The organism is Pandoraea pneumonica (genome assembly GCF_049918595.1).
Classification (GTDB): domain Bacteria; phylum Pseudomonadota; class Gammaproteobacteria; order Burkholderiales; family Burkholderiaceae; genus Pandoraea; species Pandoraea pneumonica_A.
This window is the reverse complement of record NZ_JBNCRZ010000005.1, coordinates 379,896-392,701: the sequence shown is the minus strand read 5'-3', so window position 1 is coordinate 392,701 and position 12,806 is coordinate 379,896. Positions and strand designations below refer to the sequence as shown.

The window sequence follows — 12,806 nt, the reverse complement described above, 5'->3', positions numbered from 1 at the left end:
AAACGGGTTTGGGGGGGGTTGTTTGTTTATAAATAGCTTTGCGGGGGGGGCGGCCCCGGGCCCCCCCCCTGTTTGCGGCCCCCCCTTAAATTCGCTTTGGAAAACGGGGGCCGGCCCGACGGCTCGTCACACGCCACCGCATCGTCGCACCCGATCGCCCTACCCGCGTCGCGATGCTCACCGACTCTCTCATCCCGATAACACCGCCTCGTCTAACGCAAAGGGTCTCGGCGACCATCCCCACGTGCTTTGCATCTGCTGGGGATGGCCGCCGAGACCCTCGATATCCCTGCGGGACTTCGTTGCTCCCGGGGTCGAGTCAAGTGAGTGCCTCGATAGTCCGTGTCGCGCGGATAACCGTCGGTTTTTACTACGAAGACCTTGGTGGACCGGGCGTATAGAAGTGTCATCGGAAATGTCGAGGGTCTCGACGGTCGTCACCAGCAGATGCGAAGCACGTGGGGACGACTGGCGAGGCCCTTGGCATTGGAAGAGGCGGTGTTATCGGGATGGGGGAGTTCGTCGGTATGGTGACGTGTGGAGCGAGGTGGGTTGCGACGATGTGGGGGAATGGAGATGGCCGTCGGTGCGGTCCCCGTTTTCCAAAGCGATTAACGGGGAGCGACGAAAACGGGGACCGTACCGGCGGCAGACCGCAGGCGTCACAAGTGGGTAGGACTTAAGACAACAGAAGCATCGCCCCTTTTCATAAAACAAAAGATAAAAACCCCGAACCCAAAGTTTCCTGCTCGTCTCAAGAATCAACACTGCGATTCAAGAGACTTAAGGCCGTCCACAGAGACGGCCATTTTTTTGGGAAAAGTTTTTTCAGAAAACTTCGGTGTTAACCCGCGACGTATGCCGTTCACAACGTAATACCGAGTATCAAAGCCGGATGATATTTCGCCATTACCGTCTTGATAATAATGATCACGCCTTAAAGCAGTACCGATACCGCGCGAAGTGAAGTCAGTAAAACAATGACTCGGGCGTGCCCCTGACAAATATCGGTAATCAAACTGCGTAAGGCACACGCACAAATCAAAACGAGACGGAGACACATTCATGAGCAAGGCAGCGGGATGGCTGCGGGGCGCGTTCGCCCTCGCGGTTTGTGGTGCAGCGGCAGGGGCGGCACAAGCACAATCCAACGTATCGCTTTACGGTCAGGTCGACGCCTGGGTCGGTGCAGTCAAGACGCCCGGCGGCGAGCGGGCATGGACACAAGGCGGCGGCGGTATGTCCACGTCGTACTGGGGCATGAAGGGTAACGAAGACCTGGGCAACGGCCTCAAGGCCATCTTCGTGTTGGAAGACTTCTTCCTCCCGCAAAGCGGTAACTACGGCCGCTTCACCGGCGACAGCTTCTTCTCGCGCAACGCCTACGTCGGCCTCCAGTCGAACACGCTCGGCACCATCACGATGGGCCGGTTGACCACGTCGTACTTCGTGTCGACGATTCTGTTCAACCCGTTTATCGACTCGTACACCTTCAGCCCGATGGTGTATCACACGTTCCTCGGCCAAGCCGGTCAAGGTATCGTGGGCGACTCCGGTTGGAGCAACGGCGTGATGTACGCCACGCCCGACTATAAGGGTCTGGGCGCCAGCTTCTCGTACGCCTTCGGTAACAAGGCAGGCGAAACCGGCCAGAACAAGTGGAGCGCCGCCGCCATGTACTTCAATGGCCCGCTCGCTGCCACCGTCGCGTTCCAGCAAGTGAAATTCGATTCGGTCCCCGACGATCAGGCAGGCATCACCGGCTTCCGTAATCAGCAAGCCGTGCAAGCCGGTCTTACCTACGACTTCCAAATCGTCAAACTCTACGGCCAGTATCAGTACATCAAGAACAACATCACCGGCGGCAACCTGACCTCCAACGGCGGCCAACTCGGCGTGTCCGTGCCGCTGGGCGGCGGCAACATCATGGCGTCCTGGGCTTACACCAAGAACTCGGGCGCCAACAACACCAGCCGAAACACCTGGGCCATCGGCTACGACTACAACTTCTCCAAGCGCACCGATTTGTATGCCGCTTACCTCAACGACAAGGTTTCCGGCCTCGAAGTCGGCAATACTTTCGGGGTGGGCATGCGTACCAAGTTCTGACAAACTCGGCAGCACGGCGCGCGCGCAGTACAATGCGCGCGCCCCCGCTGCACACGGACGACGGCATAACAAAGTGAAAAGGAGCGCACGTTGCTGACCAAATTCTTCAAACTCGAGGAGCATGGCTCCAATGTCAGGACAGAAATGGTGGCAGGTCTCACGACCTTCCTCACCATGTCCTACATCATCTTCGTCAACCCGAACATTCTCGGCACCACCGGCATGGACAAAAGCGCCGTGTTCGTGGCGACGTGTCTGGCGGCGGCGATTGGCTCGGTCATCATGGCCTTCGTGGCCAACTACCCGATCGGTATGGCCCCGGGCATGGGCCTGAACGCGTTCTTCGCGTTCACCGTCGTAGGGGCAATGGGCTACACCTGGCAGCAAGCGCTGGGCGCAGTCTTCATCTCGGGGTGTCTGTTCATCATCCTGACCGTCACCGGCGTACGATCCTGGCTCATTGCCGGGGTACCCAAATCGCTACGCTGTGCAATTGCCGCCGGTATCGGCCTGTTCCTCGCGATCATCGCGCTCGGTAACGCAGGCGTGGTCGTCGCTAACCCGGCCACCAAGATCGGTCTGGGCGACCTGCACTCGCCGCAAGCGCTGCTCGCGATTTTCGGCTTCTTCCTGATCGCCGTACTCGACGCCCTGCGCGTGCGTGGTGCCATCCTCATCGGCATTCTCGTCGTGACGGTGCTCTCGATGGTGCTCGGCCTGAACCAGTTTCAGGGCGTGTTCGCCATGCCGCCGAGCCTGGCGCCGACGTTCCTTCAACTCGATATTCCGGGTGCCCTGCACGCCGGCTTCGTCCACGTGATTCTGGCCTTCGTGCTGGTGGAAGTGTTCGACGCCACCGGGACGCTGATGGGCGTGGCCAAACGCGCCGGTCTGCTCGAAGGCACGCATTACAAAGGCCTGGGCCGCGCACTGTTCGCCGACTCGATCGCCATCTTCTTCGGCTCGCTGCTGGGCACGAGCAGCACCACCGCCTACGTGGAAAGCGCCTCGGGCGTGCAAGCCGGTGGCCGTACGGGTCTGACGGCACTGACCATCGCCGGGCTGTTCATTCTGGCGCTGTTCATCGCCCCGCTGGCCGGCTCGGTCCCGGCATACGCAGCGGCGCCGGCCCTGCTCTACGTGGCTGGCCTGATGCTGCGCGAACTGCTCGACGTGGAATGGGACGACATCACGGAAGCCACCCCGGCTGCCCTGACCGCCCTGGCCATGCCGTTCACGTACTCGATCGCCACGGGTCTGGCCTTCGGCTTCATCTCCTACGCCGTGCTCAAGCTGTTCACGGGCCGCGCCAAGGAAGTGCACCCGGCCGCTTGGGTCATCGCCGTGCTGTTCGTCTTGAAGTACGCGTTCTTCCCGGGGTAAAAACCGGCGAGGCTGGCGAGCAACTACGCCAGTCTCGGAACGACAAAACGCCCCGCCGGGATCACTTCCGGCGGGGCGTTCTTTTATCTGCGGATGCAGGATCGATCAACCGTCGATCAGCCCTTTGCTACCGAAATCAGCTCGGCCAGACTCGCCCGGTGCTCACCTTCAGCATCGAAGTTCTCCGGCGACAACCACTGCGAGAAGCCACGGCTAATCGCCGGCCACTCGCCATCCGTAATCGAAAACCACGCCGTGTCGCGGCTGCGGCCACGATAGACGATCGCCTGACGGAAGATGCCCTCGAACGTAAAACCATAACGCGTCGCCGCCCGGCGCGACGGTGCATTCAACGCGTCGCACTTCCACTCGTAGCGGCGATACCCCAACTCGTCGAAGGCCCGCTTGAGCAACAAGTACTGCGCCTCGGTCCCCGCCCGCGTGCGCTTGAGCAACGGCGAATACGCCACGTGGCCCACTTCGATCACCCCGTTCGCCGTGTCGATACGCATGAGCGCGAGCGTGCCCACGGCCTTGCCCGTCTCCAGATCGATCACCGCGTGGTGCAACGGGTCGGTCGATGACGCCTGCTTGGTGGCATAGGCGTAATACGTGTCGAAATCGGGAAACGGACCCGCCGACATGTACGTCCAGTCACGCCCATCGGCTGCGCTGGCATAGGCGTCGTATAAATCCTTGGCATGACGCTCTACGTCGATCGGTTCGACCCGGCAATAACGGCCAGTGATCGCAGTGCGGGGCGGCTGTGCGCGCGGCGTCCAATCCGGCACCGGCGGCCCGATAGGTTGATCGTAGTCGTTGAACAGCGGTGCTTCAGTCATGAAAGTCCTCTCCGGAAAACGTAATGAATGCCGTGGACGCAACGGCCATGACACCAAAATAACGCATCGGTGGTACGATAAAAAGCACCATTAAAAGGCAATCTAATGGTGCCACGATGTTCCGCTCCACGGCCGTGGCACTTTTTTGTGGTGCCTCCCCGCCACGCATGTCATCGACGCTACCGTCCTGCCCGCTATGACCGTATCTGCCAAGCCTGCTAGCGAGTCTTCCCGTCCCACGCACGATGCGCGCCACGACGCCCGGCCCGAGAACGTCGCCGCGCTGTTCGACAGTCCGCTGAACACCGGCTCGGGACGCGGCCTCTCGCTCCAGAAGCAACTGCTCGCCCGGCTCAAACACGCCATTCTCGAAGGACGCTTGCCCGCCGGGGCGCGCCTGCCAGCCTCTCGCGCGCTCGCGGAAGATCTCTGTGTGTCGCGAAACACGGTGTCGATCGTCTACGACCAACTCGCCGCCGAAGGCTTTATCGTGCCGCACCGGCTGGGCACTCGCGTCGCGCAACTCTCGCTCGACCCGCGTGTCGCCGAGGAAGCGGCCAACGCATCCATCGCCTCCGTTGCCGCCAATTCCGCTAATTCCGCCATTTCCGCCGATGGCCACGCAACCTCATCCCCCGCCTCGCCAAGCGCCTCGCGCCGCGTGCAACGCTTGCCCTCGACAAGCCATGCGGCGCGTGCAAACGAATCGCCCTTGCCCTTCGTGCCCGGCGTGCCCGCCCTCACCCGCTTTCCCGCCAGCACGTGGCGGCGCACGCTCGAGCGTGTCATGCGCGAAGCTCAACCGCGTCACTATCACTACGGCGATCCGCTAGGCGAACCTGCACTACGCGAAGCCATTGCGGAACACTTGCGCATCTCTCGCGGCGTGCGCTGCGATGCGTCGCAGGTGGTCATTACCGAAGGCGCGCATGAAGCGTTGATCCTGTGCGTTCGCCTGCTCACCGACCCGGGCGACACGGTGTGGATGGAAGACCCGGGTTATCGCGGCGCAAAAGCCGCCTTTCACGCCAGCGATGTGCGCGTGCAGGCCATGCGAGTTGACGATGAAGGGATCGTGATTCCACCGGAGATGTGGGCGCAGGCGACGCCGCGTCTGGTCTACGTCACGCCATCACACCAATATCCGCTCGGCAGCGTGCTCTCGGCGTCGCGTCGGCTCGACCTGATTGCACAGGCGCGTCAATACGGCACATGGATTTTGGAAGACGATTACGACAGCGAGTTTCGCCATCAAGGTGAGCCCATTGCGGCGATGCAAGGGATGGTGCCCGACGCGCCCGTGGTCTACGTGGGCACGTTCAGCAAGACGATGTTTCCTGCGCTGCGGCTTGGATTTCTGATTCTGCCGACGCAACTCGCCGCGCAAACCCGCGACGCCCTCGACGAACTGCTTCGCGGCGGCCATCGGTTCGAACAACTGGCGCTGGCCGATTTCATCCGCAGCGGGCAATTCGCACGCCACCTGGGCCGCATGCGACGCCTGTACCGAGAGCGACAAACCGCGCTGCGCGAAGCCCTCGCCGAACATTTCGATCCGGCCTATGCCGTCATCGGCGAGCGCTGCGGCCTGCATCTTACGGTACGGCTGGACCCCGCCTTTCACGATAAGACGATCGTCGCAACCGCCCTGCGTGAAGGTATCGGACCGCGCGCCCTATCAAGCTTCGCCCTCGATCCGCTGCCCGCCGACAACGGCCTCGTCATCGGCTACGGCGACACGGATGCGGCGCGCATTCCGTCGCTCATCAAACGGCTGGCGGCCATTGTGGCGGCACAAGGGAAAGTGGGACGGTGAGGCGTTAACGGGTCAGGGCGCTGAGTGCCTGCCCGTTGATTTGATCGACATCAGCGATCAGAGGCGACAGCGGCAATGCGCCGCTGCGCGAAAAAGCTAGGCGGTCTGCGGTGTTTTCTTGGTGGTGTCGGCGGCCTCGCTGGCCTCGCGGACCCGAGCGGCGCGCGACATCCAGACGGTGAGCAGCACGGCAGCTACGGCGGCCACGGCCGCGCACAAATAGACTTCGGCATAGCCGTAAGCCCCGACGATCAAACCGGCCACAGGACCGGTGACGCCCAGCGCCACGTCCAGAAACACCGAGTAGGCGCCCAGCGCGGCACCGCGATTTTGTGCCGGAACGAGATTGACAGCAGCCACACCCAGTGACGGGAACACCAGCGAGAAACCAGCGCCAGAGAGCGCCGCGCCCAACAGCGCCGTAAAGCCGGTCGGGGCCACGCCGAGCACGATCAGACCGAAGGCTTCGAGCGCGAACGACACCATTGCCACGCGATAGCCACCGAAACGCCCGATGCTGCTGCCCAACATCAGACGAACGCCCATGAAGCACACACCGAATGCAGTGAGCGCAAGCGCTGCGTTGTCCCAATGATGGCTGGCGTAGTACAGCGTAATGAACGTGGAAATCGCACCAAAGCCGATGGACCCGAGCGCAAGCCCCAGCCCGAACGGCATCACGCGGCCCAGCACAGCGCGGAACGCCAGACGCTCGCCATGAATGACCGGCGTAGCGCGCTTGACCCGAGCGAGTAACAAACCAACCACACCCGCGAACGCAATCGCACCGCCCAAGACTTCGATGCCGTAGGCGTTATTGAGCGCAACACCCAGCGGCGCGCCCAGGGCCAGCGCGCCATACGTCGCGACACCATTCCACGAGATCACCCGTGCAGTGTTTGCCGAACCCACTTGACCAATGCCCCACATGATGGCGCCGGTCGACACCCAGCTTTCACCGAAACCCAGCACCAGACGTCCGAGAATCAGCGCGACGAGCGACAACCACGGCACGCCGGAGAACACGCCGCCCAGCGCCACAAGCAAGCCCGATGCGCCGCAGGCCACCAAGCCGCACAACACCGTGCGCTTCGGCCCCCACGCGTCGGCCGTGCGTCCGGCGTACGGGCGCGAGAGCAGCGTCGCCAAATACTGCACGCTGATCGCCAACCCGGCGATGACCGAGCTGTAAGCCAAATCCACATGCACGAACGACGGCAGCACCGCGAGCGGCAAGCCAATAGTCAGATAGCAGAGGAACGTGAAAAACACGGTCGAGACGATTTGCAGCGTCGTCGCAAACTGCGTAGGGGTGCGGGCGTCGTTTGACATTGGGAAGCGAAAAGAGAATCGACGAAACCCCAGAACGAGCCCAGCCGCGCGACGGGCAAGCATTCGCGCGGCTGGACTCAATCCTAGGGTTTTCCCGAATGATACGCCGTTTTGCGTCTTTTGTGTAAACGCTTAAAAAGTGACGAGGTGTGATGTCTTCGTTTGCCTTGCCATGCCCGAAGAGTCGGGCACGGCATTAGCAATAGGCAAGTGGTATGACAACCTTAACGCCCGACTTCAGCTAAGGATTTGAGACTGACCGAGAGCATGGCCAAATCGGCATTTCCCGATGCCACTTGATCGGCGAGCACACGGTGATAGCGAGCGAGTGAATCGGCGTGCGCCTGCTGCCATTCGGCCACGCGGCTATCCGCTTGCCCTGTCGACGCCTTCCCTTCAAGCACACTCGCCGTCAACCGTCGGCGCAGCGTCGACAATTCCTCCAGCAATGTGGCCCGCGCCAGACGCTGCCAGTGCGACTGCACCGGCAACCCAAGCACGCCAGCATGCAACCAGCCATACCCAAGCGGCTGATCGAGCGCGAAGTACACTTGCGCCGCCAATTCAGGCTCGCATTGGCTCGTGCTCGCCACTTCCGCAATATCGAGCAACGCCACGCGTGCGCCGATGCCAGCCGCCGTCTGCGCGAGTGCCGGTGGCACCCCTGCATCGACAAACGCCTGACGCTTGGCCCGGGCTTCCTCGGCCGCTTCTCCGCTCACCAGCGAGTCAAGCGACGGCAGCAGCGGATCGAGTACCCCACGCAGACGCTCCACGGTCTGCGGCACGTCGGTCAAACGACGCCGCAGGAACCACAGCGTCGCCTGTTCGTGCCATTGCGCCAGCGCCGTGAACAGCCCCGCCTGCGTTTCGTGAGAAACCCGTGCATCGAGAGCGTCGATCTCCGCCCACAACGCATCGAGCCCGTACACCCCGCGTGCGGCCAGACTCGCCCGCACCACATCGACCGGATCGGCGCCAGTCTCTTCGCTCAGGTGATGCACGAACGTCACGCCCGCCCGGTTAACGAGCGCATTGGCATGCATCGTCGCCAAAATCTCTCGCTTGAGCGGATGCCGCGTCATCGCCGCACCGCACCGACTCGCCAGCGGCGACGGGAAATAGGTCGGCAAATCTTCCGACACGAACTCGGCATCGGGCAACGTGCTGGCGAGCAGCATGTCGTAGAGCCACATCTTGCTGTACGCCATCAGCACGGCGCGCTCGGGAGACGTCAGGCCAGTTCCCGCCGTACGGCGAGCATCGAGCGCCTCGTCGTCAGGCAGGAACTCGATGGCGCGGGCGAGCCGCTGCGCGCGTTCCAGATACCGCATAAAACGCGCATCACCATCGAGCGCCGCCGCCGCGCGCAAACGACCCAACGACAACGCCTGCGTTTGGAAGTAGTTGTCGCGCAGCACCAGCGTGCCGACCTCCTCGGTCATCTCTGCGAGCAGCGTGTTGCGCTGCTTGAGCGTCATCTCGCCATCGGTGACCACGATCCCCAGCAAGATCTTGATGTTCACCTCGTGATCGGAACAATCGACGCCTGCCGAGTTGTCGATGGCATCGGTGTTGATCCGCCCGCCATGCTGCGCGTATTCGATACGCCCCAATTGCGTCAGACCGAGATTCCCGCCCTCGGCCACCACCTTGCAACGCAGGTCTAGCCCGTTCACCCGCAGCCCGTCGTTCGCCCGGTCGCCGACTTGGGCATGCGTCTCGGTGCTGGCCTTCACATAGGTTCCGATACCGCCGTTATAGAGCAGATCGACCGGCGCCTTGAGCAGCGCACGCAGTAGATCGGTCGGCGCCATTTCGGTCGCCTCGGTCTCTATCAGCGCGCGCACCTCCGGCGAGAGCGGAATTGCCTTGGCGCTGCGGGGGAAGATGCCACCACCCGCTGAAATCAACGCGGTGTTGTAGTCCGCCCAGCTGGAGCGCGGCAACTGGAACAGCCGCTCGCGCTCGGCGAAGGACGTCGCCGCATCCGGCGACGGATCGAGAAAGATATGGCGATGATCGAACGCCGCCACGAGATTGATATGTTTCGACAGCAGCATGCCGTTGCCGAACACGTCGCCCGACATGTCGCCAATGCCGACCACGGTGAAGTCCTGCGTCTGTGTGTCGACGCCCATCTCGCTGAAGTGCCGCTTGACGGACTCCCACGCCCCACGCGCGGTGATGGCCATCTTCTTGTGGTCGTAGCCGACCGATCCGCCCGACGCAAACGCATCGCCCAGCCAGAAGCCGTACTCGGCAGAAATGGCGTTTGCGTAATCCGAGAAGGTGGCGGTGCCCTTGTCGGCGGCCACGACAAGATAGGGATCGTCGGCGTCGTAGCGCACGGTGTCGGGAGGCGCCACCAATTGCCCGTCGACGTAGTTGTCCGTCAGATCGAGCAGACCACGCAGGAAGGTTTGATAGCACGCCACGCCCTCGGCCAGAAACGCGTCGCGATCGCCCGGCGACGGCGGCTGCTTGACGACGAAACCGCCCTTCGAGCCGACCGGCACGATGACGGTGTTCTTCACCATCTGCGCTTTGACGAGCCCCAGCACTTCGGTGCGGAAGTCCTCCCGCCGGTCGGACCAGCGCAAACCGCCGCGCGCCACACGTCCGCCACGCAGGTGCACGCCCTCGACACGCGGCGAATACACCCATATTTCGAACATCGGCTTCGGCTCGGGCAAGCCCGGCACCTTCGACGGGTCGAATTTGAACGACAAATAAGGCTTCTGGCCCGTGCCGTCCCGCCCCTTTTGGAAATAATTGGTGCGCAACGTGGCTTCCAACACGCCCAGGAACTGGCGCAGGATGCGGTCTTCGTCGAGATTGGGGACGTCTTCGAGCGCTTCGTGAATCTTGGCCCTCAGTTGCTCCGACTGCGCAGTGCGTGCTTCGGCGGCATGCGCCGGGTCGAAGCGTGCGAGGAACAGCCGTACGAGCATGCCTGCAATGGCCGGATTGCCCGTGAGCGCATTCTCGATATAGGCGTTGCTGAACGTCGACCCCACTTGCCGGATGTACTTCGCGTACGCGCGCAGGATGCGCACCTCGCGCCAAGTCAGACCCGCTTGCAACACCAGCCGGTTCAGATCGTCGTTTTCGACATCCCCCGCCCAGATGCGCGCGAACGCATCTTCGAATCGGGCACGGGCATGCTCCAAATCGACGTCGGCACCGTCGAGGCTCGTCATGCCGAAGTCGTGCATCCACACCGTGCCGGAGTCGGCCGTCTCAATACGATACGGACGCTCGTCGTTCACGCGCACGCCCAGATGTTCAAGCATCGGCAAGCTGCGCGAGAGCGCGATCGGCTCGCTCGCCTGATAAATCTTGAAGCGCACGGCGCCTGGCGAAGCTTCGAGCGGGCGATAAAGCTGCATCGACAGTTGCGAGCAGCCGGTCTCAGATGGGCGCGCACCGAGCAGTGGCTCGATCAGTTCAACGTCCCGAACCGCGACACGGGCTGCGTAATCCTCGCGATACCCGGCAGGAAACGCCTGTGCGTAGCGACGCAACGCGCGCATGCCCCGCTCTTCGCCCAAGTGCTCGCGCAGTGCTTCCGACAGGTCGTCTTGCCAGCGGCGTGAAGTCTCGACGATGCGCGCTTCGAGTTCGTTCACGTCAACGTCAGGTACATGGCCCGGCTCGGTGCGCACGGTGATATGAATGCGCGCCAGCATCGATTCGGAGAGCTGCGGCGTGAATTCCACCCCCGTGCCGTGATACGCCGCGAGCAGCAAGTTCTGCACACGCACGCGCAAGTCCGTGTTGAATTTCTCGCGCGGCACGAACACCATGCACGACACGAAACGGTCGAACCGGTCGCGCCGTACGAACAGGCGCGTGCGCTGGCGTTCCTGCAAACGCAGAATGCCGAGCGCAATGTCCGCCAGCGCATCGGTATCGATCTGGAAGAGTTCGTCGCGCGGGTATTGCTCAAGAATGGTGACGAGCGTCTTCGCCAGATGGCCGTTGGGCAGAAAGCCCGTGCGCCCGATCACGTCGGCGACTTTGCGGCGCACGAGCGGAATATCTTCCACCGGCACCATGTAGACCGTCGACGTGTAAAGCCCCAGAAAGCGCCGCTCGCCACAGACACGGCCCTTCGCGTCGAAACGCTTGACGCCCACGTAGTCGAGATAGCCCGGCCGGTGGACCGTGGCACGTGAATTCGCCTTGGTAAGGAAAATCGGCGTGCTCGCTTCCACAATGCCGATGGCCCCGGGCGACAAACGCGTGACGTCGGGCGATGCGGCGTCGCGGCGTGCTTCGCGCAACACGCCAAGGCCGGTGCCCGCCACCCCTTGCAGGTAGTGCGCACCGTCGCGCTCAACGAGTTCGTAATCGCGATAGCCCAAGAAAGTGAAGTGCCTCGCGAGCATCCAGTCGAGAAAGGCTTGCGCTTCGTCGACTTCCGCGCGCTCCTGCTCGCTCACGCCCTTCTGTGCCGCCCGCGCCGTCAGGGCTTCAATGGCCGCGTGGGCCGCCGCTTGCATCGGACGCCAGTCTTCCACTGCCGCGCGCACATCGCCGAGCACGCGTTGCAGCCCGTCTGCGAGGGCCTGAATGCGCTCCGGTTCAGAGAAACGATCGACTTCGACATGGATATACGATTCGAACCGGCCGCCGTCGCCATTCCCGCTAGTGCCCTCGCTCGCGGGCGGGGCCGCACTGGCGGCGCCCGTCGAACCGAGCAACGCGCCGACATCGGCGGCTGGACTGGCCCCGTCGCCCATGGCGGGCACGCCGTTGCGCCGGATGCCGCCGCCGGGGGCGACCGCAATGCGCTTGCCCGCGCTGTCGCGCGTGACACGGTAGACGGGGTGGAATGCGGAATGGAGCGCCAACCCTTGGCGGTTGATTTCCATCGTGACCGAGTCGACGAGAAACGGCATGTCGTCGTTGACGATTTCGACGACGGTGTGGCTACAATGCCAGCCATGCTGGTCGAGCGTGGGGTTGTAGATGCGGATGCGCGGCTGGCCGGAGACGAACTTTTGGCCAAGTTGCCAATGTGCCATCGCCGCGCCATAAAGGTCGGCGACACTGCGAGAGACGACTTCTTCCGCGTCGGCCAAGCCGTAGTAATGCAATACGAAGGGTTCGAACTGGGCTGCAACGTCGGGCGCGCGCTCGCGCGCCATGGTCACGACTTCCGCCATGTGCTGGCGGACCTTCTCTTCCGGATGCGCAGGCATGAAAAACCTCGGCAGGAATGGGACGAGTCATCGACAGGCAAGGCCATGCTACGCCGGGTGGTCCCGGGCGGCAATGGTGCTTCGGGCAACCGCTAGGACAGGCACAGGGCAGAT

Annotated in this window: 6 protein-coding genes; 3 read left to right on the top strand and 3 right to left on the bottom strand. The window is 62.8% G+C overall.

The annotated features are described in order from the left end of the window. Nucleotides 1–1,065 precede the first annotated feature (1,065 nt). Together ACPWR9_RS21855 and ACPWR9_RS21850 are read left to right on the top strand one after the other, a co-directional pair. Nucleotides 1,066–2,109: a porin gene (locus ACPWR9_RS21855; RefSeq protein WP_426300552.1), complete on the top strand. Its 1,044-nt coding sequence runs from the start codon at nt 1,066–1,068 to the stop codon at nt 2,107–2,109. A gap of 90 nt (nt 2,110–2,199) precedes the next feature. After that, nucleotides 2,200–3,492, top strand: coding sequence for an NCS2 family permease (locus ACPWR9_RS21850; RefSeq protein ID WP_150681427.1), 1,293 nt, complete (start codon nt 2,200–2,202; stop codon nt 3,490–3,492). Between the two features lie 116 nt (nt 3,493–3,608). Here ACPWR9_RS21850 and ACPWR9_RS21845 read toward each other — a convergent pair whose 3' ends face one another. Next, the gene (locus tag ACPWR9_RS21845; protein WP_426300550.1) at nt 3,609–4,334 is read right to left on the bottom strand and encodes a GNAT family N-acetyltransferase; all 726 of its coding nucleotides are present in this window, start codon (nt 4,332–4,334) and stop codon (nt 3,609–3,611) included. Nucleotides 4,335–4,530: 196 nt separating this feature from the next. Between ACPWR9_RS21845 and ACPWR9_RS21840 the strand changes: the two genes are divergently transcribed. Next, nucleotides 4,531–6,150 (top strand): PLP-dependent aminotransferase family protein, encoded by a 1,620-nt coding sequence (locus ACPWR9_RS21840; RefSeq protein WP_426300548.1) that lies wholly within the window; start codon nt 4,531–4,533, stop codon nt 6,148–6,150. Between the two features lie 96 nt (nt 6,151–6,246). Here the strand turns inward: ACPWR9_RS21840 and ACPWR9_RS21835 are convergent, their stop codons facing one another. Next, complete coding sequence (locus ACPWR9_RS21835; protein WP_426300546.1) at nt 6,247–7,482, bottom strand: MFS transporter; 1,236 nt, start codon at nt 7,480–7,482, stop codon at nt 6,247–6,249. 224 nt (nt 7,483–7,706) lie between these two features. Next, entirely contained in the window at nt 7,707–12,692 is a 4,986-nt protein-coding gene (locus ACPWR9_RS21830) for an NAD-glutamate dehydrogenase (RefSeq protein ID WP_426300544.1), read from the bottom strand. Between the last annotated feature and the right edge of the window lie 114 nt (nt 12,693–12,806).